The organism is Bradyrhizobium valentinum, assembly GCF_001440405.1.
Classification (GTDB): domain Bacteria; phylum Pseudomonadota; class Alphaproteobacteria; order Rhizobiales; family Xanthobacteraceae; genus Bradyrhizobium; species Bradyrhizobium valentinum.
On sequence record NZ_LLXX01000038.1, the window covers coordinates 18,800 to 44,848 of the forward strand.

A 26,049-nucleotide genomic window follows, 5' to 3' on the forward strand; every position below is an offset into this window, starting at 1 on the left:
CGCTTGGCATCGGGCGTCCGGGGGACTGCGAGAATGCCACGGTGCTCAGGCGAGAGCGGCTTTCACGCGTTCGGGTGTCATGGGAAGCAATCGAATCCGGCGCGCCGTCGCATGAGCGAAGGCATTCGCCAGTGCTGCTGAAGTCGGCGCCAACGAGCCCTCTCCGGCGCCTAGCGATGGATCACTACGGTTCATCAGCACAACTTCGATGCTCGGTACCTCCGGAAACGTCAGGATCGGATATCCGGCCCAATCACGACTGGTGATCTGGCGGCGATCGAACGTGACCTGCTCCTTCAACGTTACACTGACGGCCTGGACGATCCCGCCCTCAAGCTGGTTTCTCGCACCGTCCGGATTCACGACACTGCCGATGTCGGCGGCTATCACGACCTTCGGTACGCGGACGATACCGCTGTTGCGGTCGATGCTCACGTCAACAACGACCGCCGCGTACATTCCGATTGTCTTGTAACGCGAGTAAGCAAAGCCACGTCCGCGCCAGCCATCACCTTTCGCGCCCGCGCTCCAGCCTGCCGTTGCGGCCGCCGCTTCAATGACGGCGCGGGCCCGCGGATCCTTCAGGTGAGCGAGGCGGAAAGCGATGGGATCGAGCTGGGCTGCCTCGGCGAGTTCGTCCATGAAGGATTCGATGGTGAAGACGTTGCCATGGGCACCCAATGTCCGGAACGATCCGTTGCGGATTGGTGTGTCAAGGAGGAGATGATTCCTGATCTCCTTTCGCGCCAATTCATAGGGGGGAACAGCATTACGGTCCCCATCGCCGAACGGCTGCGGAATACGCGGAGGAGGGGATTTGGTAAAGGGGACACTCAAATCCCAGGCCGCAAGCAGGTTGACGCCGCCGGCCTGACCCGGTCGCATCGCGTGACTATTGCTCCACACGTCATAGGACCAGTCGACAATCCTGCCCTCAGACGAGAGCGCCGCCTCAACCTTCGTCGTCATGGCAGGTCCGATCGGAGCCCATGCAAATTCATCGTCTCGCATCCACTGGATCTTGACCGGCCTGCCTGGCACGGCGCGCGCAACCAGGGCGGCGTCCAGCGCGACGTCGTCCGCACCATTGTGACCGTAGCACCCGGATCCTTGCGTGTGGATCACGTCAACCTCGGAGTTTTGCATCCCCAACACCTTGGCGAGATCGCCCCGCAGCGGAAAAGCCCCTTGGGTGTGTGACCACACGGTCATATGGCCATCCTTGAGCAAGGCCACCGCGCACGACGGCCCGATTGAGCCGTGGGAGACGTACGACCGGACATATTCTGCGCTGATCCTCTTGGCGTCGGGCGGCGCCGGCTCGGACTGACCTGCCGTGCCGACCACGCTCGTCTCGCTGCGAAGCTGTCGCAGCTCCCTGGCCAGGTTCGACATGTCGGGAAGTGAAATGCCGTCATCACTCCACCGCGCTCCCGACGCCAAGGCGTTTAGAGCCGCGATTGCCTGCTCCTCGCGCTCGGCGGCGACCGCCAGGAAATGGCCGTCGCGGATCACTGCAACGACACCTGGGAGCGAGCGCACGGTGGTATCATCGAGCGCCATCAACTTTGCCCCGTAACGCGGGGGACGCACGACGCGCGCGAAGATCATTCCGGGAAGTCTCATATCCTGAACGTAGGACGCACGACCGGTCAATTTGGGGGGAAGGTCGACGCGGTTGATGGACTGACCGACAATCCGGTAGTCGGCCGGTCGTTTCGGCACGATGTTGGCGGCGATCTCTCGCCGCAATATCTCAGGCTGTTCACTCGCAATCTGCCAATACGTCGCGCGTCTGCCGTCCGTTGCAACGACTGATCCGGCCATGGCCTTCAGTTGCGTCTCCGGAAGGTCGAACCGGCGCGCCGCCGCAGCGAGAAGAATCGCCCGGGTTTCGGTGCCGGCAGCGCGAATGGCGGCACCGCTTTGCTCGACCGACTGACTGCCGAAAGTGTATTGCTCGTCTGGCCCGCGCGTGGTGTCGGCGGATACCATTCGGATCTTGTCGAACTCGACATTAAGTTCCTCGGCGGCGATCTGGGCGAGAGCCGTAAGGATGCCCTGACCGAGTTCGGCCTTGCCGGTGAAGATCACGACGGAGTTGTCCGGTTCGAGTCTGATCCAGCCTTCCAATTTGCGATTGTTGCGCAGACTAAAGGGCAAATTGGGCGGCGCCTGGCCGATCGCAGATCGGGTCGTCCACGCGAACGTCGCGACGACAATGCCCAGTCCCTGGGTAAAGCGCCGCCGTGACAGCACGAGGTCCGTCATCGCGCGAGCTCCACTGCCGCGCGCCGAACGGCTCGGACCACTCTGTTATGGGTGCCGCAGCGGCAGAGATGGTCCGCGAGCGCATTCTTGATGTCTTCGTCGTCCGGGTTGCGATTGCGGTCCAGAAGCACCTTTGCGGCCATGATGATACCGCTGGTGCAATAGCCGCACTGTGCCGCCTGCTCGGCGATGAATGCCTTCTGCAAGGTGTGAGGGTTTTCCACAGAGCCTAATCCCTCCAGCGTAGTGACGTGATCGTTCTCAACGTCCCGAAGCGGCATCGAGCAGGTCCTGACCAGATTGCCACCGATTATGGCAGCGCAGGCTCCACACTGCCCAAGCCCGCAACCGTATTTGGGCCCGTTCAGTCCGAGGTCGTTACGCAGGACATAGAGCAGGGGCGTGTCGGGAGCGGCGTCGACCATGCGAGATTCGCCGTTGACTGTAATGCGAGTGGACATGTTCCATCCCTGTGGGCACGAGCCAAATTGATCGATCTCGAAGCAATCCTGATTGCCTCGCGATCGAGATGACGTTGCGGTAGCCGTAGAAATCTTCGGTCGTTATCGCGCCGCCGCTTACCGAGCGCGTTCTAGCGTCGCGCTCGGGTGCAGTTCTCGTGTTGGTACAACGGCTTGGAGTCGGAGCGCCTTAAGCGGCCGCGCCTGTGACATTCTTGGGACCGCGTCCTCTCCGTGCGTCCAGACCGTAGGGCCCGGCTCCAAAATACGCGATTTGCAAAAGCCCGCCGACCATCATGATGTTTTTGAGAAAATGGATCATCTGATTCTGATCGGCGAAGTTCCTGTGAAAGAAGACGGCTGTCGCCAAAACGAACAAGGCGAGAGCGAGCGCGACCTCTCGGGCGCGAAAACCGAGAACCAGCAGCAGCCCGCCGCCGATCTCGAAGGCAACGGCGATCGCCCAGCCAAGCGGAGCCAACGGCAAGCCTACACTGCCGATATAGGCTGTCGTTGCCGCATAGGTGGTGAGCTTGCCCACGCCACTCATAAGAAACGGCAGGCCAATGAGCAGGCGACCAAGCAGGGGCAGAAATCTCGTGAATTCCATGTTCGGCTCTCTTTGAAGGGGTGAGTGTGTCGGACGCCGACGTGCGTTCCTGACCTCATATTATACTTTACGATCGTAAAGTAAAGTGGTATGGTCTCGAAATGTCGGCGAGCGGCGCCGCAAAAAAAGGGCGGAGACGTAGCGATGATCGAGGAGCGGGACATCAGTGTCGCCATGCGGGACGGCACGCGGTTAGCGGTGGATGTGTATCGACCGGACAAGCCGGGCACGTATCCCGTACTTTATGCGGCGGCCCTGCATAACAAGGACCTTCAAGGCCCGGACATCGCGGACATATTGCCGCCGCAACCGGCTCACGCACCGCTCTGGTTCGGTCCCATAGAAGCGGGCGACACGCGTCGCTTCATTGCCAATGGCTACGTTCATGTGATCGCGCAGCCGAGAGGATCCGCCAAGTCCGAAGGGCACTACGGCCACGAGGATACCGATCACTACGACTTGATCGAATGGATCACCCAACAAGCGTGGTCAAACGGCAAGGTCGGCATGGTCGGTATCTCCGGCTATGCCGGCGAACAATGGCGTGCAGCCGCGCAGGGACATCCCGCGCTAAAAGCCATCTTTCCATACGACGCGTGCAGCGCATATGGTGGCATGTTCGGATTCCGTGACTTCAATCCCGGCGGGGTGTTGCACACGTTCCCCTATTTGCTCGACGTGTTCAGCACGGTTCACGAGTCCCGCGACCGCCCGGCCGAGTTGCCCCCTCCTGAGGAGGAACTCTGGCGCCGCGCCATGCAGAACCCGGATTTCAAGCAATACATCAACCTCTACAACATCCTCACCCAGAAAGGTCAGCGCACCTTCATCATGTATCTCATGATGACTCACCCCTGGGAATTCGACGGCACCGTCGAGCGCGCAGAGGAAACCTTCAAGAAAATCAAAATACCGTTCTACACGGGTTCAGGAGCCTACGCTTACACCTACAAGCTCCATTGGCTCGGCGCGCAGCACTATTTCCAGAATGTGAATGCGCCCAAGAAATTACTCTTCACCGGACCGGCGCACCTCGAGCGACCGTTCCACCAGCATCACGACGAAATCATCCGGTGGTATGACCATTGGTTGAAGGGACAAGACACCGGTATCATGGACGAGCCGCCGGTGCGCTACTGGCTCATGGGCGCCAACGAGTGGCGAACCGGAACCGATTGGCCACTGCCGGAGACGCAATGGACAAAGTACTACCTCTCGCACTGGGAGACCCTGTCGACCGAGCCCCCGCGCCCCGCGTCTGAGCTCGGAGCGGCCGCGCGCGAACCCGACGTTTTCACGCAGATGCCGGTAACGCGGACGACGAAGGTCGAACGGCTGCGCTACATGACCGATCCCTTGCCGCACGACGTCACCGTCGCCGGCCCGATCACGCTAACGCTGCATGCGGCAATCGATCAGGAAGACACCAACTGGATTGTCGTGCTCAAGGACGTAGGGCCCGACGTGTCCGTTCGCACCGCGCGCGAGGGCGAACGCGATGTTCCCTCGACGCTGCCCGAACGCGAATTGACGCGGGGCTGGCTGAAAGCGTCCTATCGGGCGCTCGATGAGAAGCGCTCCAAGCCCTGGGAGCCTTTCCACCAGCTTACGCAGGATGCGATCGCCCCCGTGAAACCGGGAGAAGTGGTCGAGTACCGGATACAGATCCTCGCCACGGCAAACCAGTTCAAGGCAGGTCACCGCATCTGCCTCGACATCACGTCCATGGATGTGCCCACCGGTACCGGGGCGATGACTAATGTCGAGTACATTCCATACCACGTTTGCAGCAGCAAGACCGTGACCCACAGGATCTATCGAGATGCCGAGCGGCCATCGCATCTGCTACTGCCCATCATCCCGCAATCCACCGATCAGCGCCCGGCCTGACGTCGGCACAAAAAGGAGTCTCACATGACGACGATCCGTTTTGAAAGAGATGGCGCGGTTGGAAACATCGTACTGGCCAACCCGCCCTTCAACCGTCTCGATCTTCGCTTTGCCGAGGCCTTGCGGGTCGCGGTGCGCCAGGCCAGCGAAAGCGACATACGGGTGCTGGTGATTCGCTCCGAAGGACCGCATTTCAGCTTCGGAGGGGAAGTCCGGGAATGGCCGGGAAGGGATGTCAACTGGTTCCGGACATTCGTTGCCGACGTAAACGTATCCTATCGCGCCATCGAGATGCTGAAGGTACCGACGGTCGCGGTAGTGCAGGGGATTGCCTTCGGCGGCGGCTTCGAACTGGCGCTGGCCTGCGATTTTCTTGTCGCGGCTGACAATGCCGTCTTCCGTTGCGTGGAAGTCACCACGGCGATGTTGCCGATCGCCGGCGCCTTGCAGCGGATTGCTGAGCGCGTCGGTCGAGCCCGGGCATCACGTTTCGCCATGCTGGGCGAACCGATTTCCGGACGCGAAGCCGGTGAGCTCGGAATCGCGACGCATGTGGTACCGGAGAAGGATCTCACCGCGACCGCCGCCGCATTGGCGAAGCAACTCGCGACCGGGCCGACCAGGTCGTACGCGGCGACCCGCACGTTGCTCAAGGCGTGGTCAAGCGGAGGCGTGGCCGCCGCGGACCTCGTGATGCTTGATGTCGCCATGGAGCTCTATGACGGCCCGGATGCACAGCGCGGCTTTGCCAGTACGGCGGATGCCTTCAACAAGGATATCGAGCCGCCGACCCTGGTGTTCGAAGGCAAGTAGATCGACGGCGACTGATTGCCGGTGAAACGTCGCCGGTCGTGCCGGATCCGAATATGATCGGAGGTATTCGTGCTACGCGAAAGTTATGTGCATGGTAACAGCGGCCCGCCCCTGATCGGGAAGACCATCGGCGCTCTCCTGGACGAGGTGAGCGCGACTGATGGGTCCCGCGAAGCGCTGGTTGTTGCGCACCAGAAAATACGTTGGACCTACTCGGAGCTCAAGTCGCGTTCCGACGCCTTCGCGTCGGGACTTCTGGCGCTTGGTCTGGAGCCGGGGGACCGCATCGGCATCTGGGCTCCTAACTGCGCAGAGTGGACGATCGCGCAGTTTGCGACGGCGAAGGCTGGCCTGATTCTGGTCAATATCAATCCTGCCTACCGCCTGAGCGAGCTGGAGCATGTGCTTCGCGCCGTGGGATGTCGCGCGTTGATAGCCGCGGCTCGCTTCAAGACCAGCGACTATATCGCGATGATTCGCGAACTCGTCCCGGAGCTCGGAAACGGAAGCGATGAGCTGCATAGCACGCGTCTTCCAGAACTGCGACACGTCATCTCGATTGCGGGAAAGCACGATGGCTGCTTATCATTCGACTGGATCGCAGAGAGAGGCAAGCAAGCTGGAACCAAACGACTGGAATCCTTGTCGGCTACGATCCAGATGGATGACGCCGTCAATATCCAGTTCACCAGTGGGACCACCGGGTTGCCCAAGGGGGCAACGCTTTCGCATCATAACCTGATCAACAACGCCTTCTTTGTGGGTGAAGCGACGGGGATCGAGCCCGGTTCACGGGTCTGCATACCAGTGCCGCTGTACCACTGCTTTGGCATGGTGATGGGCAATCTCGGTTGTGTGACTCATGCGGCAACGATGGTCTACCCGTCGGAGTCCTTTGATCCGCTGAAAACCCTGGAAACGGTCGAAGCAGAACGTTGCGACGTGCTCTATGGGGTACCCACCATGTTCATTGCCCAGCTGAACCACCCTGAGTTTACCTGCTTCGATCTCAGCTCGCTTCGCCGCGGAATCATGGCCGGGGCTCCGTGCCCGATCGAGGTCATGAAGGAAGTCGCTTCGACGATGCACATGAGCGAGATAACGATCGCTTATGGGATGACCGAAACCAGCCCTGTGAGCTTCCAGAGCAGCCGTGACGACCCGCTGGAACTGCGCGTTTCGACGGTCGGACGGATTCAGCCGCACCTTGAAGTCAAGATAGTCGACCGCGACGGCCGGATCGTACCGCGCGGCGAAGCCGGCGAGCTGTGCACCAGGGGATACTCGGTCATGCTCGGCTATTGGAATGACGAGGCTCGGACAAGGGAAGCCGTCGATTCAGCCGGCTGGATGCATACGGGAGACCTGGCGACCATCGATGACGATGGATATTGCCGCATCGTCGGCAGGATCAAGGACATGGTCATCCGCGGCGGCGAAAACATCTATCCGCGCGAAGTCGAAGAGTATCTGTACCGCCATCCCGATATTCAGGACGTCCAGGTGTTTGGGGTACCAAACACCAAATACGGCGAAGAACTTTGTGCCTGGATCGTCACCAGAGCCGGCGCCGCTCTCGACGAGGAAGGAGTCCGCAGGTTCTGTCAGGACCGGATCTCCCACTACAAGATTCCGCGCTATATCCGTTTCGTCGAGAGTTTTCCGTCAACCGTAACCGGCAAGGTTCAGAAGTTTGCAATGCGCGAAGCGATGATCGAGGAATTCGCCCGCGCACAACAAGGACATGAACTTCTGGGCAAGCGACATGGAGGCGTTTGAATATTCGGCGCTGCCGGCGCGGGTTGTTTTCGGGTTCGGAACACTCCCGCGTGTTACGGACGAGTTGGACGCTCTGGGTCGCAAACGGGCTTTTGTGCTTTCCGATCCACATCACGCAGACGCCGGTGCTACGCGGCTTATGCATGCATTGGGCAAGCTCGGTGTTCACCTTTCGACCGATGCTGTCATGCACACCCCCGTGGATGTCACCGAACGCGTGATGGCGAAGCTTGTTGCTCATAATGCCGATTGTCTCATCTCTCTCGGTGGCGGGTCGACGATCGGCCTCGGCAAGGCGCTGGCGTTCCGGACCGACCTTCCGCAGATCGTGCTCCCGACCACCTATGCCGGCTCCGAGGCGACCCCGGTACTCGGCGAGACGGATGGGGGTCAAAAGTCGACGATCCGCTCGATGAAGGTCCTTCCCGAAGTGATCATCTACGATGTGGAACTGACATACGGCCTGCCCCCGGGCCTGTCGCTGGTTTCCGGGATTAACGCGATCGCGCACGCCGTGGAGGCGCTTTACGCAAGGGAAGCCAACCCGGTCATTTCGAATCTCGCGGAGCAGGGCATTGCAGCGCTTGGACGTGCGCTGCCTCAGATTATGGCGGATCCAGCAAACCGCGATGCCCGATCCGACGCCCTGTTCGGAGCCTGGGCCTGTGGATCGTGCCTCGGAGCGGTCGGGATGTCGCTCCATCACAAGCTGTGTCACGTTCTTGGCGGGACCTTCGGTCTTCCGCACGCCGAGACCCACACGGTAATCCTGCCGCATGCCGCTGCGTATAACGCCGGCGCCGCACCGGCCGCGTTTGACCGTGTTGCGCGCGCGCTTGGCGCGCCCGACGCTGCAGGCGCATTGTTTGATCTGGCATTGAAGAATGGCGCGCCTACGTCGCTGCGGCAAATCGGGATGTCAGAGTCCGACCTCGACAAGGCTGCCAATGCGGCCCTCCAGTCCGCTTACTGGAATCCGCGTCCAATCGAGCGGAACCCGATCCGGGCCCTTCTCGACGACGCCTATCACGGCCGCCGGCCGTCCTGAGGAGTGCAAGTGACGGTCATGACCCGCAAGAACGAGGGTGCTTTACCAGTAGAAATCGTTCCGGGAACTGACGCGCGACGTCATCGACCGCATGGGCAATGCGAAAAGCGCCAGGCTGCAGGAGGTCATGGAGGTCGTCATCCGCCATCTGCATGCGATCGTCAGGGAAGCGAAGCTGACCCAGGGCGAGTGGTGGCAAGCCATCGACTTCCTTACGCGCACCGGCAAGATGTGTTCCGAAAGCCGCCAGGAGTTTGTCCTGCTCTCGGACATTCTGGGCGTTTCGATGCTGGTTGACGCGGTCGACAATGTAGCGGGTCCCGGCATCAGTGACTCCACAGTCCTCGGCCCGTTCTATGCCGGTCACCAGCGCGAGCTCGCGCAAGGCGACAGTATCCTGCTTCGGGAGGAGGCGGGCGAGCCGTTGGTGATGAGTGGCCGCGTCACTGACCAGGAGGGGCAGCCGGTCGGGGATGCGTTGATTCAGGTTTGGCAGACTGCTCCCAATCAACTGTATGACGTCCAGGACAGCGACCAGCCACAGGGGCACCTGAGGGCGAGCTTTCGTGCCGATATCGCAGGTGCCTATCGATTCCGAACCTGTCTGTTATCCAATTCCAGATGACGGGCCCGCGGGCCAATTGCTCGCGGCAATGGGACGACATCCATTCCGTCCCGCACATATTCATTTCATGATCAGCGCGCCGGGCTATCGCACCCTCATCACTCATATGTTCTTCGAAGGCGATGAGTTTCTGGAGAGCGATGCGGTATTTGGGGTTAAGCCGTCCCTCGTCGTTCGTCCCGAGTTGCAAGGTGGTACTGGCACCGTCGAATATAACTTCGGCCTTGCGAGGGAGCTCAACCCTGGGAGTAACCGACCACCGAGCTTCGTCGCTGCCAACAACAAAAGGTCACCCGGGTAGTCGTCGGCGCATCGCGCTCTTGGCCTCTCCCCGGCAATCATGTTAGCCAATGAATATGGCGAAGAGTGCAAAGCTGAAATCGACTGTGGAAGGGCGGGGGCGTCCGCGCAAGAGAGCCGAACAACAACGCGCGCTTGAGACGCGGGGCGCGATCCTGGACGCCGCCATTGCGGAGTTCGCCGAACGGGGATTCGAAGGAGCGAGCATTCGCGCGATTGCAGATCGGCTTGGTCTGCAACATCCGCTCATCACATACCACTACCGAAGCAAGGACATACTCTGGCGGGCCGCGGCTGAACATGCGTTCGCGCAGATCAGGGCAGGGTGGGATACGTCGGCGCCGGAAAATTCCGATTTGCCACCGCTCACTCGATTGCGGGAGGAATATGCCACGCTGTTCCGTTACACGGTCGCATTTCCCGAATTTCACCGGTTCATGCGGCAAGAGGCGTTCACGAACAGTCCGCGGCTGAAGTGGGTTGCGGAAACAGTCTTGTCGCCGCTCCTTGGGCGGTTGATCCCCCAGATTGTTGCGGCTCAGAAGCAAGGACTCCTTCCTGCGGTTGATCCTATCCTGTTCCACTACATGATGGTCAGTCTTACTACGACGCTCTCCGGATTGGGGCCTGAAATGCGGGTTACGAGCGGACTATCTGCCGAAAATTCGAAGGTCATCGAAGCGTACTGGCGCCTTGTGGACGAAACAGTCTTTGGAAAACATGCGCGCGCGAAGCCTGCCCGGATCAACGAGGCGAGTAAGCGCTGAGCGCAGGCAGAACCAAGACCCTTTGAAATAGGCTGCACCCGCTTCGCCTTCTGAAGCGCATCTTACGATCCTTGCTTGTCGTGCGAGGGGGTGCCTTTGTTGTTTCTACGCATCGCGACAACAATGTGAGTGGACGGACGGTACCGCCGAACCCTCGCCGCCTCCAATAACGACAATTCGTCTGGCGGTCCAAGGCTCTGGCCCCCAACAACGCGCAACCCAATCCGCCGCCGACCCATAAACCTCGCGAGGCCGCGCTGCCTCGCCGAATTCTCATTTTTCTCTTGATTAAACTTTACGAGTGTATAGTATAATGATGTGGCGCAAGAGACAAGCTAAAGGCCACGGCTTTGATTTCGATGCCCAAATGGGCCGATCAACGCCTCCAGGGAGGAGGAAGTAGCCGCCCGCATGTCCATCCGGCTTCAGGTTCGTCCTCTCGAAGCATTGGGGTGGCATCGGATCGTGCTCCGGCGATGGTGTCGCCGGGCTAGCCCATTCCCTTGTGGCGTATCGGCCGAGATATCCAGCGGATAACTGCAACTCGTGACTGCCGCCACAGAAAAGGTCTGAAAGAAATGCCTGGTTCGCTTCGCATTGCAATCGTGGGCGGTGGAATCGGAGGCCTGACCGCTGCGCTCGCGCTTCGGGCGCGAGGTCTCGATGTGAGCGTCTTCGAGCAGGCAGAGGTCGTGAGGGAGATCGGAGCCGGAGTCTCGATCCACCCAAACGCCGCTCGCTTGCTGAAACGCATCGGTCTCGATGATCAACTGCGGAAGATCGGCTCGCCAATCAACGGCATTGCACTGCGCACGTCGCACGGCGAGGCGATCACGACCCCTGTGGGGCCGGCAACGCCCGCATTTTCGCCAGATGGCGGTCAGGGGTACAACGTTCATCGCGCGGACTTCCTGAACCTGCTGTTTGCCGCACTACCGAATGGAACGGTCGCTCTTGGTCACCGGTGCCTCCAGCTCAAGGAAGACGGTGATCTGGTGCATCTTTCGTTCGCGAACGGCGTTGCCGCGGACGCGGACGTCGTGATCGGCGCTGACGGAATTCGTTCCGTCGTCCAGCGCGAGATCGGCCTGCAAAGTCGCCCGACGAGCGAAGGAATCATGGCCTACCGGGCGCTGATTCCCGCCGAGCGGCTCGCGTGGGCCGACGATCTCAAGGACCCCGCGCTTTGGCTCGGATCAGGCCGGAGTTTCCTGCTTTATCCCGTCGCCAGCGGGCGATTGATCAACATGGTGGCTTTCGTTCCCACCGACACCGAGTCAGAGGAATCCTGGTCTGCGCCAGGCGAGCTCAAGGCGCTAGCTGCCGAGTATGCCGGTTGGGATAAGCCCGTCCAGGACACCATCAATTCGCTCGACGAGACCTTTCGCTGGGGTGTCTACGATCGTGCGCCATTGCCGTACTGGTCGACTGGCCGCATCACGCTGATGGGCGATGCGGCGCATCCAATGGTCCCTCACGTTGGCCAGGGCGCCGGTCAGTCGATCGAAGACGCAATCACGCTTGCCGTTCTTCTGGAGGGATGTACCGCCGTCGACGTCGCAGGCCGTCTGAAACTTTATGAGACGCTCAGGCTTGCGCGGACCAGCCGAGTCCAGGCGCTCGCGCGCGCCGCAGGCAAACTCTATCGCTCCGAGCACGAGAATCCCACGGAGAAGGCTGAGCGCCTGCGCGAGTGGATGGCGCAGGGAAAGTGGGTATTCGAGCACGATGCGGAAGAGACCGCCCGAGATGCCCTGGCGAAGTCTGGGCACTGAGCGAAGTCGATCGAATCAAAAAGCGCGGGGGAAGGGAAACATGTCTCAAGGAACAGCTTTCGGTAACAGATGGTGGATCGTGTTCGGCGCGACGTTGTCGATGCTCGTGGCTCAAGGCCCGGTCATTCTGTACACGTTAGGCCTGTTCATCAAACCGCTGAACCAGGAATTCGGCTGGGATCGCGCGAGCATTTCTGCCGCCGGCGGCGTTGCTGCAATCTTCTCCGCGATGACCATTCCCTTCGTGGGGTCACTAATGGATCGCTGGGGCGTCCGGACCGTTCTGCTTCCGATCGTTGTCCTTTGCGCCTCAAGCGTCGCACTCATTGCCCTGACTCCAGCATCAATCATCGTGTTCATGCTGTTCTTTGCGATGACCGGCGTTTTGGGATCGGGCCAGGGGCCCCTCGGTTATGCAAAATGCGTTTCCGCATGGTTTGACGACAGGCGAGGCCTGGCCCTGGGAATAACCATGAGCGGGATCGGTCTGGGAGCGGCGCTGGTGCCCCAGTACACCCAGTTTCTCATCGGCAATTTTGGTTGGCGTGTCGCCTATCTCGGTCTCGGCCTGCTCACGCTGATGGTGGCCTTTCCGGCGGTGTTTCTGTTCATTCGCGAGCCGACCAAGGCAATGACCGTGGCCGACGACGTGCCCGCACAATCTCCTGCTTCCCAGGACCGGCTGCCCGACCTTGAGGTACGGGAGGTGCTTGGCGGCCGCCAGTTCTGGCTGATCGCGTGCGCCCTGTTGCTTGTGTCGACCGTGACCCAGGGGTTGGTCGTGCACACAGTGCCTCTCTTGACGGACAAGGGTTATTCGCCTGAGTCGGCCGCGGCCCTGATGGTTGCCGTTGGTCTCTCTACGATGGTAGGGCGTCTGCTATCCGGATATCTGGTTGACAGGATCTTCGCGCCGTTTGTTGCGGCGTTCTTCTTTCTGCTCCCGTGCCTCGGAATCTACTTGCTCGGCAGCACCGTCTCACCGGTTGCGGGCATTATCAGTCTCGGTCTGGCATCCGGTACCGAAATTGACATGATCGGATTCCTTACGTCCCGCTATTTCGGAATGAAGCGTTTCGGGCAGTTATACGGATACCTGTTCGCCAGCTTCGTCATCGGGTCGGCTATCGGCCCGCTCATGATGGGCCTGGCTTTCGAGCGGCTGCATTCCTACGAACCGGCCCTTTGGATGTTTGGCGCGTTCATGCTGATCGCAACCGCGGCGATACTCTCTCTCGGTCCCTATCGCTATCCCGCTGAAGAAAAGATTCCGGCCGGTGCTGGGCGAGTTGTGGACGCTCCTGCCGCCGAACGCGCATAAGGGGAAGATCATGTACCAGACAACCATTCGACATCTGCTTGTAGCTGCCGCTTTTCTTGCCTTCACGTCAGCAGCAAGCGCTGAGCAACGTGGCGTCACGGATAGTGAAATCCGGATCGGGCAGACCATGCCCTATAGTGGCGCGCTCTCCGCCTACAGCGCCCTCGGCAAGGCGGAAATCGCGTACTTCAACCGGGTCAATGAGAGAGGTGGTATAAATGGCCGCAAGATCAAGCTGATCTCGCTCGACGACGGATACGTGCCTCCCAGAACCGTTGAGCAGACGCGGCGTCTCGTCGAGAGTGATGAGGTCGCCCTGATATTCTCTTCGCTCGGTACCGCGCAAAACAACGCCATCGCGAAATACCTCCAAGGAAAGAACGTTCCTCAGCTCTTCCTGGCGTCGGGCGCGTCGAAGTTTGGCGATATTTCCCAGTTTCCAAAGGCGCTGATGGGAATTCAAGCTCCCTTCCGCCTTGAGGCGCGGCTCTATGCCAAGCACGCGGTTGAAAAATTGGGAGCAACGAAGATTGCCGTGCTCGCCCAGAACGATGACTTTGGCCGCGATTATCTGGCCGGCTTGAGGGACGTGCTCGAATCCAGGTTCGAGCAGGTCGTCACCGTGGCAACTTATGAGGTCACCGAACCAACCATTGACTCCCAGGTCGTAAGGTTGAAGGCATCCGGAGCAGATGTCTTCCTGATCGCAGCAACCCCGAAGTTCGCGGCACAAGCCATTCGAAAGACTCACGAGATAGGGTGGAAGCCGACAAGGTTTCTGAGCAACGTTTCAATCTGGATTTCATCCGTGATGGAGGTTGCCGGACTGGAGGCCGGCATTGGTATCATTTCGACGGCCTTTGCGAAGGATCCGATGGATCCTACCTGGAGTGGGGATCGCGGCGTAAAGGACTGGCGCGAGTTCATGGCAAAGTATGCTCCAGACGGAGATATTCGCGATCAGAACTATGTATTCGGGTACAATTTCGCGATGGCTCTTGAACACGTGCTCAAAGCCGCTGGAAGCGACCTGAGCCCGGAGAACATTCACAAGCAGGCCTATTCGATCAGAGATCTCGAACTGCCAATGCTCCTGCCCGGCATCAAGGTCAATACCGCGCCTAATGACCATACACCGGTCAAGCAAATGCAGTTCATGCGCTTCGACGGCAAACAGTGGGAGCGTTTCGGCGAGATCCTCACGGCGAACTGATGCTTCTGCCGACATGGAAGCATGTCTGTTTCAGCATGCGGATTGAAGCGATCGGCAAGGTCGCCACGTCGATCTGTTTCTCCGATCACCAGACGAGCCGGCAGTTGGCTGTGATCTGGAACACGTCGTTGCGACGTCGCCGGCGCCGCCGTCTTCCTCGCGTCCTAGGACGCAAGCTCATCGCCGGAACCGAACGCTTCATCAACGGCGGACAAGCCCAGGACGGAGCACGTTACTCACAACGCGACTGGGGCTCGAAAACCCAGTCAATAATCAAGGAGAATCGTTTATGACCGACCGTATTCACGAACTGCTACACCGTAATCTTCAAGAAGTCTTCGGAGAGGCCGACGCGGCGCGCCGCCGCGCCGCGATCGAGGAGCTTTATACTGAAGACTGCATCCTCTATGTGCCGCCGGGCACGTTCGTCGGGCGCGAGGCTCTCGACAAGTTTGCTGGCGATCTTCGCGCGACCCATCCGCACTTCGCTTATGTCCCGCACGGCGAATCGCAGGCTCTCCATAACGCGGGCCGTCTGGCCTGGGGCTCCGGCCCGCGTGGCGGGGCGCCCGACTATACCGGCCTCGATGTGATCATCGTTCACGACGGCAAGATTGCGGCGCTCTACGTGTTCCTCGATTCCATTCCCTCCTAGCTGTGTCGGTGCTCTCGTCGGAGCTAGTCCGAGACCGGTCGTATCGCCTTTTCCGACAAGGCCTCGGCGTTGCTGTCCGATCCGAAGGTCAAGAATGCGTATTTGGGGGTCGAATGATGCCTCATCCGGAATTCGGCGTCGGACGGCCAGGCAGAAGTGACCCTTCTGCCGCCCTAAGGGGCATTTCCTCCCTAGACTAGATCGCGACTTTCGCGATCGCACCCGCTGCCCTCCGGCAGCGGGCTTTTTTGTCTATTGACGCCGCTTCGTATCACCGGCTTGGAGCGACCGGTCGCCGAAGAGCCACGCTACGCCTTTGGAAACGGCGGCAGCGCGCCGAGCTGTTGCATGACGGAAAACAAGTTCGCGACACCCCAATGCTCGGTGATCTTGCCGTTCTGGACCCGCATGGCATCGACCGTTTCGAACTGGATCTTCCGGCCCGTTGCCGGAATGCCGAGGAAAGGGCCTTGGTGGGTGCCGTGATACGTCTTGAACGTCGTGACCACATCGCCGTCAGCGGTCTGCCAGTGGATGGTGGCATGAAAGTCGGGAAACGCCGCCCGCAACGCGTGATAAAGCTTGCGCGCTCCGCCCTTGTCCGGCGTTCCACCGGGCTGCGGTGTATGATCGACAAAGTCGTCGGCAAAAAGCTCTTCGAAAAGATCGAAGTTGCCTTTGCTCTGCACCTCGTCTGTATTGCGGCGAATGACCGCCTTTGCGGCCTCGCTGACGCTATTTCCTGACATCTGAATAACCTTTCCTTGCTGTTGAAGATTCTACATCGATGACTCGAAGCAGGTGGCCGCCACTAGATCGGTGACGGCGCACGACGCGATTACCTGTTCTCAACCAAAAAGCTTGTTTGCCGTCCTGGCGACCAGTTCGCCCTGGTGACGGGCACCCGCCAATTCGATCTCGGTGGGTTGGCGCGAGCCATCGCCGCCGGCGATGGTTGTCGCTCCATAGGGAGCGCCGCCGACGATTTCGCTCGGGGTCATCTGCCCCTGGTGGCTGTACGGAAGTCCGACGATGGTCATACCGAAGTGCAGCAAGTTGGTGATGATCGAGAACAGAGTCGTTTCCTGGCCGCCATGTTGAGTCGCGGTTGATGCAAAAGCGGCACCGACCTTGCCATTGAGAGCACCGCGCGCCCACAGTCCACCGGCCTGATCGAGGAAGGCGGCCATTTGCGATGACATGCGTCCGAACCGCGTGCCGGTCCCGACGATGATGGCGTCGTAGTCGGCGATTTCGGCCACCTCTGCAACGGGCGTTTTCTGGTCCAGTTTGAAGTGAGCGCAATCGCTTCAGGCACGGTTTCGGGAACACGCTTGATGTCGACTTGCGCGCCTGCGCTGCGCGCGCCTTCAGCGATTGCTTGAGCCATCTGCTCGATATGGCCATACGAGGAGTAGTAGAGAACGAGAACTTTGCTCATTGTGAAGCTCCAATTGAATTGCTTGACGCGGTGAATGCCGAGGGGAGTTAAGCGCTCAGCCGTGGCTGGTGAGGTCGTGGACCATCAGCGCGCCGCCGAATTGCGCGTGTTTGCCTTCGTTGAGGGATCCGAGGACGATCGGCGCATATCCGAGGGCGCTCGCGAGAGCTGCGACTTCGGCGTTGGCCGGGCTGTTGTTGCCGGCGAGGAATATGACGCGCCGTCCATGATCGTCTGGAACTCGCGCAAGTATCGCCGCCGGCAAGGTATTAAAACCCTTCACGACACGAGCGCCAGGCAGAGCCTCGGCAACGATCTCCGTCGAGAGGCGACCACAAAGATCCCTGGGCAGGAATTCGGGAAACTTGATTGCATTTGTTGCGTCGACCACGATCCGGTTGTCCCACGTCGCAGCTTGGCGGACGGCATCGGGCACGCGATCAAACGGCACCGCCAGAATGACGACGTCCGCCTTCAGAGCGTCCTGTGTTGACGTTGCCTCGACGTTGTTACCCAGGGTGGCGGTCAGGTCGGAAAGGGATTCACGGCCTCGCGTGTTCGCAATCTTGACCCTGATGTTCTTGCGCGAGAATTGCTGCGCGAGCGCGGTCCCGGTAGCGCCTGCGCCAATGATTGAATAGCTCGTCACGGTCGTTACTCCTTAGTTGATCGGTCGGCGTACGATCAGAATTAAGGGGGCTTATCATTCGAGAAAACTGGTATAACATCGATCAAAACGTTCGAAAGAATAGAAATGAGCTCCGAGCCGGGCACGCCGACGTTGGATCAGCTGAGGGTCTTCCTCACTGTTGTCGAAACAGGAAGCTTTGCTGCCGCTGCACGAAAGCTCAACCGAGCGACCTCGGTTGTCAGCTATTCGATCGCCAACCTCGAAACGCAGCTGGGGGTGTCGTTGTTCGATCGGGTCTCGACGCGAAAACCTCAGTTGACCGATTCCGGACGAACGGTTTTGGCCGAGGCCCGCACGATATATGGCGGGGTTGACGGTCTTAGAGCGAAGGTGAAAGGGCTCCTTCAAGGGCTGGAGTCGGAAGTTCACCTCGCGCTGGATGTCATGTTGCCAGCCTCGCGCATCGTCGATGCGCTCAAGTCGTTTCGTGCAGAATTCCCAACGGTCGGGCTCCGGCTCCACATGGAAGCTCTGGGCGGGGTGACGCAACTCGTTCTTGATGGAACCGCTGGTATCGGCGTGAGCGGGCCGCTCCCGGGTGACGCTGGGGTTGCTGGCGTCGAGCGAATAGGCGTTGGCAACGTCGCGCTAATTCCCGTCGCGGCGCCGGACCATCCGCTCGCAAGAGGGCGCAATAGACCAGGCGCCGGACGCGAACATGTTCAATTGGTGCTGACCGACCGATCGCCGCTCACAGGCAAGATCGACTTTGCCGTGGTCAGCCCCCGCACCTGGAGATTGGCGGACCTGGGGTCCAAGCACATGTTGCTGAAGGAAGGGATCGGCTGGGGCAACATGCCAGCGCCGATGGTTGACGACGATATCAAAGCAGGCCGCCTCGTTCGGCTTGATCTGCCGGACACAAAAGGCGGGGTTTACAGTCTCGAAGCGATATATCGCTCCGATACCCCGCCGGGGCCGGCTGCAACATGGCTTATCGAGCGCTTCAAATCACAGGCCGAGAGTCGAAAGGGAAGTGCGAAAGCTGGCCATCGGGTGGAGCGACGGGCTCCACCCGAAAGACTTGCAGTCAGCCGATCTTCACGCTCATCCCGCCATCGGCCATGACGACCGAGCCGACGATAAAACTCGCCCTGTCCGAGGCCAAGAAGGCCACGACCTCGGCGATCTCGTTCGCCTCGGCGGCGCGGCCGATCGGCGCTTTGCCGCCGTGATCGGCTAGGAAGCCCGGCCCGTTCTCCATTTTGCCAGCCCAGATATTCGTCACCACATCGCCCGAGCCGACGGCGTTCACGCGAATGCCGTGTTCTATGGCTTCGAGCGCCAGCGTCCGCGTCAGTTGCACCAGGGCGCCCTTGGACGAGGTGTAGGCCGAGATCTGCGGAAAGGCGAAATAGGCGGCATAGGAAGCAATGTTGACGATCGCGCCGCTCTTGTTGGGTATCATCGCCTTCATGGCCTCGCGCGAATGCAGGAAGGCGCCGGTGACATTCACCGACATGATCGCATTCCAGTCCTCGATGGTCATATCGACCACGAGCTTGCTCATGATACGCGCGGCGTTGTTCACGAGAACGTCGAGCTTGCCGAAGTTCTCGAGGGCCAGCGCGACTGCCTTCCGGGCAGCATCCTCCCGCGAGACATCCGCCACGAGGGGTATGATGCCAGGTCTCTTCAGGCGCTCGACATCGGGATTAATGTCTTCAGCGATCACCTTGGCCCCGCGGGTGTGTAGCAATTCTGCAATAGAACGGCCGATGCCGCTGGCTGCTCCGGTAACGATGGCGACCTTACCTTCGACTTCGTTTATGGCCGTTGAGATGGCAGTCATTGTAGTCTCCTAACTTGGGTTTTTCGGCACGCTTGCGATAGCGATAGGTGCTCTGGTGCCGGATGCTCAGAAGCTAGGAGGTGAAGGCGCGAGAGATAATCCGTTCTGGACCGCATGGGTTGTTTAGGTTCAGATACATAAACGATTCAGTTCCCTTTGGATTTCGAATGCGGGCTACCGGAAATACTGATCTTCGCGCTTTCGTCGCCGTCGCCGAGCAGGGGAACTTCTCCAAAGCTGCGGAACAACTCGGTCTCTCCCCATCCTCTCTCAGCCAGATCATCCGTACGTTCGAAGAGCGGCTCGGCGTTCGCCTGATTCATCGCACGACCCGTAGTGTCTCCCTGACAGAAGCCGGAGAGCGGCTGCTGCTCCGTATCAGGCCCGCTCTTGCCGAACTCGATGCGGCGCTTTCCGATGTCGGGCATTTCCGGGATCGCCCTGCCGGGATCGTGCGGGTCCGTTGCTTGCGGCATGCCTTCCGGATCTATGTTGCGCCGATCCTCGTCGCTTTCCACACGGCGTATCCGGACATCAAGCTCGATATCCTGGTGGACGACGCCATCGTCGACCTGGTTGCGGGCGGCTTCGACGTTGGATTTACCCTGGGCGAGGTTCTGGAAAAGGATATGGTCGGTGTGAAACTTGGCGGCGAGATGCGCCAGATTGCCGTCGCGTCACCTGACTACATTGCCCGCCACGGCCGCCCCGAAACGCCGAAGGATCTGCATTCGCACAAATGCATACGCTGGCGCTGGTCGGGCCGGGTGACTCCCTATAATTGGGAATTCTTCAAGGATGGCGCGTGGTTCGAGGTCGAGGTGGATGGTCCACTCATCCTCAGTGAACAGACGATGACCATTGACGCGGCAGTTCAGGGGATGGGGATCGCCTTCTGGATCGAACAGGAGCTCAAGCCCCTGATTGACCAGGGCAAGCTGGTCTCGCTTCTTGAAGAGTACTCCGCCCCATTTCCGGGATTTTATATCTGCTACCCGCAGCAGCGTCAGATGGCGCCCGCTCTTCGTGCCTTTATCGATTTCGTCAAGGCCAGCGCGGCCGAACGCTGATGCCAGCTCGGCCGATTATGCGGCTGAGCTGAAAGGCTCGTCCGGAATTCCCGCGATTATCGGATCGGCAGTGTCTGGCTAGTTTCCCTTCGAACCGACGGACAAGTCCGCCGTTCGCAGATGAGAAGGGAAATCCCATGGCTCAGAAAGTCTGGTTCATGACCGGCATCGCGCGGGGGCTCGGCCATGCGCTCGCCAAGGCCGTCCTGGCCAGGGGCGACCTGGTGATCGGCACCACCCGACATGGCGAACAGCCCGCGGGCCTCGCTGCGGACAATCTCACCATCCTGCCGTTAGAGATGACCGACCGCAAACAAATCGTGTGTACCGCTGCTGCGGCATTTGCCCGTCATGGTCGGCTCGATGTGATCGTCAATAATGCCGGATACGGCCTGCTGGGATCCATCGAAGCCTCGACGCTGGACGAAGCGGATCACGTCTTCGCAGTCAATTTCTTTGGTCCTCTCGCTCTCATTCGCGCGGCGCTGCCGCGGCTGCGCGAGCAGCAGTGCGGGCACATCGTCAACATCTCCTCGATCGCCGGCATCGCGCCGACGCCCGGCGCCGGCCTCTACGCCGCTACGAAATCCGCTTTGGACGGCATGTCATACAGTCTGGCGCAAGAAGTGGCGCCGTTCGGCATCTGGGTGACCGTAGTGAATCCCGGATCGTTCCGGACGGAGTTCTTGTCGACCCGTTCCGTGCTCCGCACATCTCGCAGCATCGACGACTACGCCGTCACGAGCGGGCGCGCCGTCGATGGGCTGCTGACCAGGGATGGGCAGCAACTCGGCGACCCGGATCGCGGCGCCACGGCGATCATGGAGGCTGTCGAGTCTGATGAGCCGCCGCTGAACCTTTTACTTGGCAGCGATGCGCTTGATCGCGCCAGGGGTCGTCTCGATCGCTTCGAGGAAGACCTCACGCGTTGGGAACGCCTCACGCTCAGCACCGATTTCACCGCCTAAACAGGAGTTAACCGATGACCAAAGTGACAAATATTGCCTTCATTCGCGCGAAATCATGCCAATCAGAAGAGCTAGGCCGCCAGTTGCTCGCGCTGGTCGCGCCGTCTCGTCAGGAGGCCGGCTGCATCAACTACGATCTCCATCGTTCCGACGCCGATCCGGACATCTGGTGCGTCTACGAGAACTGGCGCTCCGCCGACGACCTCGCGACGCACTTCACGCTGCCGCATATGCAGGCGTTCATCGCGGCGGTGCCGAACCTCGTGGAAGGCGAGCTCGATCTGCGGCGCTTTTCCATGATCTCGCTGCCGGCACCGCAAGACACGTAACCATCAACGACAAGGAGAAAAGGGAAATAGTCATGTCCAACGTCAATGGAAAAGTTGTTGCCATCACGGGTGCCTCGAGCGGCATCGGCGAGTCGACGGCGAGGCTTCTCGCGGCGAAGGGCGCGCATGTGGTTGTCGGCGCCCGCCGGATAGATCGCCTCGAGGCCCTGGCCGAGTCCATTACTGCCGGCGGCGGGTCCGTCCGGATGCGTGCGCTCGACGTCGTCAGCCGTCAGGACACACAAGCCTTCATCGACTACGCGAAGGAGCAGTTCGGACGCGTCGATGTCATGGTGAACAATGCTGGCGTTATGCCGCTCTCGCCGCTCGCCTCGCTGAAGGTCGACGAGTGGGACCGGATGGTCGACGTCAACATTCGTGGCGTTCTGCACGGTATCGCTGCTGTCCTGCCGGGCATGCAAGCCCAGGGTTTTGGCCAGATCATCAACATCTCGTCGATCGGCGGCCTCAGCGTTACGCCAACAGCGGCGGTCTATTGTGCGACCAAATTTGCAGTCCGGGCAATCTCGGATGGACTGCGGCAGGAAACTGACAAGATCCGTGTGACAGTCGTGTGCCCGGGTGTCACCGAGTCGGAGCTCGCCGAAAGCATTTCCGACGAAGCAGGCCGCAACGAGATGAAGACGTTTCGTAAGATCGCCATTCCCGCAGATGCCATCGCCCGCGCCGTCGCCTACGCCATCGAACAGCCCAATGACGTTGACGTCAGCGAGTTGGTCGTTCGTCCGACAGCCAGTTCCTTCTGAGAGAGGAAAGCGTGAGCGATGATACCGCGCAGACTTCCAAGTGAGAACAGGGGGTGGACGACGTTTCGCGAGCAGAGCAGTATCAAAGTGAACGTCGGACGTTTGCTACTAGCGGTTCCGCGAATCGTGTTTCCTCTGATCCTGGCCGATGCGCGTCAGAACGTCGTTGGCTGAGACGTGAGTGCCGTGAGGGGGGGAGCTATGCGCCCAGCGTTTTCCAGTAGCCTTGAGAAAGGGTTATTGCTCATCCTTTGAGTATATGCTCTGATTGAATCGGGAAAGCTTGCGATGATCCGGCCCGATCTCATCATTTTCGACTGCGACGGCGTATTGGTCGATAGCGAGGTGCTGAGTTGTCGCTGTCTCTCCGACACGTTGGCGGGATACGGCATCAGCCTTGACGTCGATCAGGCGCTTGAGTTGTTCCTTGGACGAAGCGTGACGGCGGTCTTCCAGCATTATGAAGCGTTGGGGCGCTTGATCCCCGAGCAATTTGCGGCCGAGCTGAGGGCAGGGGTTCGGGCGGCGTTTCTCTCGTCGCTTTGCCCGATCGAAGGGGTGAACTCGGTACTGCAAGACTTGCAAATCCCGCATTGTGTCGCCTCGTCCAGCGATGTCGATCGGGTGTCCTTCTCGCTCTCTTTGACCGGCCTCGCGCCGCATTTCGACACGCGTCTCTATACCTCGCAAATGGTGGAACGCGGCAAACCGGCGCCAGACCTCTTCCTCTACGCGGCCGAAAGGATGCAGGTAGATCCTGGCCGCACCCTCGTGGTTGAGGACAGCGTTAGCGGCGTCAAGGCGGGCAAGGCGGCCGGCATGACCGTTTGGGGCTTTGTCGGAGGCAGCCACTATCAATCGCGTGACGGGCGGGCCATTCTCCGCGAAGCGGGAGCCGATCGCGCATTCGCACGGATGGCGGATTTCTGGCGGACGGATTGGCAAGGAGACTGATGGCAGCATCCGATAACGAGAAGTCACGTCTGGACGAAGCCGCGCGGGCCGGCTGGCTCTATTTCATTGCCGGTCACACCCAGGATGAAATCGCCAAGATGCTGCAGGTTTCGCGCGCCTCGGCGCAGCGCCTGGTTTCGCTATGCCTAGCCGAGCGCTTGATCACCTTTCGTCTCGAGCATCCGATCGCGGCATGCATGGAATTGGCGGCACGCCTGAAAGATTTGTTTCATCTGGCCTATTGCGAGGTCGTGCCGACCGATCCCGCCGCGCCGCTGTCGGCCGCTGGAATTGCCGAGCGCGCTGCCAGCATCCTGGAATCGACCCTGCGCACCGAGAAGCCGACGATCGTGGCGCTTGGCACCGGCAGAGCGGTGCGGGCAGCCGTCGAGCGCGTGTCTCCGATCGACTGTCCGAACCACCAGATCGTGTCGCTGGTCGGAAACATTTCGGCCGACGGCTCGGCCAGCTTTTTCGACACTGTCGGTCGTCTCGCCGACCGGACCAAGGCGCGTCACTATCCGATGCCGCTGCCGTTTCTGATGTCGTCCGAGCGCGAGCGCGACCAGATGCTCAAGATAGATCCGATCGCCAAGGTGAGAGCGGTCGCCGCCAAGGCCGATCTGCGGCTTGTCGGGGTCGGGCAGATGGATCGGCAGGCGCAAGTCCACGTTGACGGTTTCGTCTCGCGCGAAGAGCTGTTCGAGATGATGCGGCTGGGCGCCGTTGGCGAACTGACCGGCTGGGCATTCAACGAGGAGGGGCACCTCATCAAAGGCGGGACGAACCTTCGCCTCACCAGCATTCCGCCGCGGGTACCTGCCGAGGCCCTGACCATCGGAGCAGCGGTCGGTCGTGCCAAGGTTCCGGCCATGAGGGCGGCGCTGAAGGGACGGCTCCTCAACGGGTTGATCACCGACGAGGCGACGGCCGGCGCGATCCTCAAGCCGTAGCGAACTGAGCGGTCTTTCGGCCTCGGCGCGCGCGGGGTTTCCAGTCAGCCGATCCGGGCTTGCGACCCCGTCGAACCCTGTCCTCCCGCCTAGCGAGTCCGGTGCGGAAGCGCGATCCGATCCTTGACAATACCCGGCGTCGGTGTGAACATAAATGCAAGGCGTGGGCATATGCTCAATGCCATAAGGGAGGTTACCGTGAAACACGTCCTCAGCGCCCTGCTGGGCGCGGCTACCTTGTTGGGCGCAGCCCCTTCCGTCGCACAGACAACCCTGACCATCGCCACCGTGAACAACGGCGACATGATCCGCATGCAGGCGTTGACCAACGATTTCACCGCCAAGAACCCTGACATCACCGTGAAATGGGTGACGCTCGAAGAGAACGTGCTGCGCCAACGCGTCACCACGGATATCGCGACCAAGGGCGGACAGTTCGACGTGCTGACCATCGGCACCTACGAGGTGCCGATCTGGGCCAAGAAGAACTGGCTCGTTCCACTCGATAATCTCGGCGCCGACTATGACGCGGCAGATCTGCTTCCCAAGATCCGCGATGCGGTATCGGTATCGGGCAAGCTCTATGCCGCGCCGTTCTACGGCGAGAGCTCGATGGTCATGTATCGCACCGACCTGTTCCAGAAGGCTGGCCTGACCATGCCGGAAAACCCGACCTGGGATTTCGTGATCGATGCGGCGAACAAGCTCACCGACAAGTCCGGCGGCGTCTACGGCATCTGCCTGAGGGGCAAGGCGGGCTGGGGCGAGAACATGGCGTTCCTGACCGCGATGTCGAACTCGTTCGGCGCGCGCTGGTTCGACGAGAAGTGGCAGCCGCAATTCGACAAGCCGGAGTGGAAGAAGACGCTCTCGACCTATGTCGACCTGATGAAGGCCGCAGGCCCTCCCGGCGCAAGCTCAAACGGCTTCAATGAAAACCTGGCGCTGTTCAATTCCGGCAAATGCGCGATGTGGATCGACGCCACGGTGGCGGCGTCCTTCGTCACCAACCCGAAGGACTCCAAGGTAGCCGACAAGGTCGGCTTCGCGCTCGCGCCGAATGCGGGGCTCGGCAAGAACGCCAACTGGCTGTGGGCGTGGAATCTTGCGATCCCCGCGGGTTCGAAGAAGACCGCAGCCGCCGAGAAGTTCATCGCTTGGGCGACCAGCAAGGACTACACCAAGCTCGTCGCCTCGAAGGAGGGATGGGCAAATGTCCCGCCCGGCACGCGAACCTCGCTCTACCAGAATCCGGAATATCTGAAGGTCGCGCCGTTCGCCAAGCTGACGCTGGCATCGATCGACGCCGCCGATCCGAACAAGCCGAGCGTACAGCCGGTGCCGTATGTCGGCGTGCAATACGCGGCGATTCCGGAATTCCAGGGCATCGGCACCGCCGTCGGTCAGCAATTCTCGGCGGCGTTGGCTGGTTCATCGACGGTGGACGCTGCACTCGCAGCCGCGCAGACCGCCACCGAACGCGAAATGAAGCGCGCCGGTTATATCAAGTAGCTCGCCGCGCCAATCTTAGCTGCCGACCGGCCCCGGGGCACGGC

24 protein-coding genes and 2 pseudogenes are annotated in these 26,049 nt (G+C 60.5%); 19 read left to right on the forward strand and 7 right to left on the reverse strand.

Annotated elements, in window-relative coordinates; all coding sequences use genetic code 11:
• Positions 1-45: 45 nt before the first annotated feature.
• The 3 genes from CP49_RS07105 to CP49_RS07115 all read right to left on the reverse strand — a co-directional run bounded on the left by CP49_RS07105 (position 46) and on the right by CP49_RS07115 (position 3,342).
• Positions 46-2,271, reverse strand: coding sequence for a xanthine dehydrogenase family protein molybdopterin-binding subunit (locus CP49_RS07105; protein WP_057849581.1), 2,226 nt, complete (start codon positions 2,269-2,271; stop codon positions 46-48).
• Positions 2,268-2,732, reverse strand: coding sequence for a (2Fe-2S)-binding protein (locus CP49_RS07110; protein WP_057849582.1), 465 nt, complete (start codon positions 2,730-2,732; stop codon positions 2,268-2,270). The genes CP49_RS07105 and CP49_RS07110 overlap by 4 nt, the downstream gene beginning before the upstream one ends.
• Before the next feature lie 190 nt (positions 2,733-2,922).
• Positions 2,923-3,342, reverse strand: a complete 420-nt coding sequence (locus CP49_RS07115; RefSeq protein WP_057849583.1) for a DoxX family protein — start codon at positions 3,340-3,342, stop codon at positions 2,923-2,925.
• A 144-nt stretch (positions 3,343-3,486) separates the two neighbouring features.
• Here CP49_RS07115 and CP49_RS07120 point away from each other — a divergent pair, with 144 nt between their 5' ends.
• The 11 genes and pseudogenes from CP49_RS07120 (at position 3,487) to CP49_RS07175 (ending at position 15,528) form a co-directional block, all read left to right on the forward strand.
• Positions 3,487-5,232, forward strand: coding sequence for a CocE/NonD family hydrolase (locus CP49_RS07120; protein WP_057849584.1), 1,746 nt, complete (start codon positions 3,487-3,489; stop codon positions 5,230-5,232).
• A gap of 24 nt (positions 5,233-5,256) precedes the next feature.
• Positions 5,257-6,045, forward strand: a complete 789-nt coding sequence (locus tag CP49_RS07125; RefSeq protein WP_057849585.1) for an enoyl-CoA hydratase/isomerase family protein — start codon at positions 5,257-5,259, stop codon at positions 6,043-6,045.
• 69 nt (positions 6,046-6,114) lie between these two features.
• Positions 6,115-7,824: an AMP-binding protein gene (locus tag CP49_RS07130; RefSeq protein ID WP_057849586.1), complete on the forward strand. Its 1,710-nt coding sequence runs from the start codon at positions 6,115-6,117 to the stop codon at positions 7,822-7,824.
• Positions 7,790-8,872, forward strand: a complete 1,083-nt coding sequence (locus CP49_RS07135) for a maleylacetate reductase (RefSeq protein WP_245310556.1) — start codon at positions 7,790-7,792, stop codon at positions 8,870-8,872. The genes CP49_RS07130 and CP49_RS07135 overlap by 35 nt, the downstream gene beginning before the upstream one ends.
• A gap of 127 nt (positions 8,873-8,999) precedes the next feature.
• Positions 9,000-9,798, forward strand: a pseudogene (locus CP49_RS49135) (dioxygenase family protein).
• Between the two features lie 49 nt (positions 9,799-9,847).
• Positions 9,848-10,564, forward strand: a complete 717-nt coding sequence (locus CP49_RS07150; RefSeq protein ID WP_057849589.1) for a TetR/AcrR family transcriptional regulator — start codon at positions 9,848-9,850, stop codon at positions 10,562-10,564.
• 578 nt (positions 10,565-11,142) lie between these two features.
• Complete coding sequence (locus CP49_RS07155; protein ID WP_057849590.1) at positions 11,143-12,339, forward strand: FAD-dependent monooxygenase; 1,197 nt, start codon at positions 11,143-11,145, stop codon at positions 12,337-12,339.
• Between the two features lie 40 nt (positions 12,340-12,379).
• Positions 12,380-13,660, forward strand: coding sequence for an MFS transporter (locus tag CP49_RS07160; protein WP_063791641.1), 1,281 nt, complete (start codon positions 12,380-12,382; stop codon positions 13,658-13,660).
• 10 nt (positions 13,661-13,670) lie between these two features.
• Complete coding sequence (locus CP49_RS07165) at positions 13,671-14,873, forward strand: ABC transporter substrate-binding protein (RefSeq protein WP_057849633.1); 1,203 nt, start codon at positions 13,671-13,673, stop codon at positions 14,871-14,873.
• Entirely contained in the window at positions 14,873-15,166 is a 294-nt protein-coding gene (locus CP49_RS07170; RefSeq protein ID WP_057849592.1) for a hypothetical protein, read from the forward strand. Before CP49_RS07165 ends, CP49_RS07170 begins: the two co-directional genes overlap by 1 nt.
• Complete coding sequence (locus CP49_RS07175; protein WP_057849593.1) at positions 15,163-15,528, forward strand: nuclear transport factor 2 family protein; 366 nt, start codon at positions 15,163-15,165, stop codon at positions 15,526-15,528. The genes CP49_RS07170 and CP49_RS07175 overlap by 4 nt, the downstream gene beginning before the upstream one ends.
• Before the next feature lie 308 nt (positions 15,529-15,836).
• Here CP49_RS07175 and CP49_RS07180 read toward each other — a convergent pair whose 3' ends face one another.
• From CP49_RS07180 to CP49_RS07190, 3 genes and pseudogenes are all read right to left on the reverse strand, one after another.
• Complete coding sequence (locus CP49_RS07180) at positions 15,837-16,277, reverse strand: ester cyclase (RefSeq protein ID WP_057849594.1); 441 nt, start codon at positions 16,275-16,277, stop codon at positions 15,837-15,839.
• Between the two features lie 99 nt (positions 16,278-16,376).
• Positions 16,377-16,969, reverse strand: a pseudogene (gene wrbA / locus CP49_RS07185) (NAD(P)H:quinone oxidoreductase).
• A 55-nt stretch (positions 16,970-17,024) separates the two neighbouring features.
• A complete protein-coding gene (locus CP49_RS07190; protein ID WP_057849595.1) occupies positions 17,025-17,618 on the reverse strand; it encodes an NADPH-dependent F420 reductase in 594 nt (197 codons plus the stop codon).
• Between the two features lie 105 nt (positions 17,619-17,723).
• Here CP49_RS07190 and CP49_RS07195 point away from each other — a divergent pair, with 105 nt between their 5' ends.
• Entirely contained in the window at positions 17,724-18,728 is a 1,005-nt protein-coding gene (locus CP49_RS07195) for a LysR family transcriptional regulator (protein ID WP_082645893.1), read from the forward strand.
• Here CP49_RS07195 and CP49_RS07200 read toward each other — a convergent pair.
• A complete protein-coding gene (locus CP49_RS07200; protein ID WP_057849596.1) occupies positions 18,691-19,452 on the reverse strand; it encodes an SDR family NAD(P)-dependent oxidoreductase in 762 nt (253 codons plus the stop codon). The two genes, CP49_RS07195 and CP49_RS07200, sit on opposite strands and share 38 nt — an antisense overlap.
• 167 nt (positions 19,453-19,619) lie before the next feature.
• On the opposite strand from CP49_RS07200, the gene CP49_RS07205 reads away from it, so the two are divergent.
• The 7 genes from CP49_RS07205 to CP49_RS07235 all read left to right on the forward strand — a co-directional run bounded on the left by CP49_RS07205 (position 19,620) and on the right by CP49_RS07235 (position 26,005).
• Positions 19,620-20,522, forward strand: a complete 903-nt coding sequence (locus tag CP49_RS07205; protein WP_057849597.1) for a LysR family transcriptional regulator — start codon at positions 19,620-19,622, stop codon at positions 20,520-20,522.
• A gap of 137 nt (positions 20,523-20,659) precedes the next feature.
• Positions 20,660-21,490, forward strand: coding sequence for an oxidoreductase (locus tag CP49_RS07210; protein WP_057849598.1), 831 nt, complete (start codon positions 20,660-20,662; stop codon positions 21,488-21,490).
• Positions 21,491-21,504: 14 nt separating this feature from the next.
• Positions 21,505-21,819 (forward strand): putative quinol monooxygenase, encoded by a 315-nt coding sequence (locus tag CP49_RS07215; protein WP_057849599.1) that lies wholly within the window; start codon positions 21,505-21,507, stop codon positions 21,817-21,819.
• A 32-nt stretch (positions 21,820-21,851) separates the two neighbouring features.
• Positions 21,852-22,586: an SDR family oxidoreductase gene (locus CP49_RS07220; protein WP_057849600.1), complete on the forward strand. Its 735-nt coding sequence runs from the start codon at positions 21,852-21,854 to the stop codon at positions 22,584-22,586.
• A gap of 288 nt (positions 22,587-22,874) precedes the next feature.
• The gene (locus CP49_RS07225) at positions 22,875-23,540 is read left to right on the forward strand and encodes an HAD family hydrolase (RefSeq protein ID WP_057849601.1); all 666 of its coding nucleotides are present in this window, start codon (positions 22,875-22,877) and stop codon (positions 23,538-23,540) included.
• Positions 23,540-24,493 (forward strand): sugar-binding transcriptional regulator, encoded by a 954-nt coding sequence (locus CP49_RS07230; RefSeq protein WP_057849602.1) that lies wholly within the window; start codon positions 23,540-23,542, stop codon positions 24,491-24,493. Before CP49_RS07225 ends, CP49_RS07230 begins: the two co-directional genes overlap by 1 nt.
• Positions 24,494-24,664: 171 nt before the next feature.
• Positions 24,665-26,005, forward strand: a complete 1,341-nt coding sequence (locus CP49_RS07235) for an ABC transporter substrate-binding protein (protein WP_057849603.1) — start codon at positions 24,665-24,667, stop codon at positions 26,003-26,005.
• Positions 26,006-26,049: the final 44 nt, after the last annotated feature.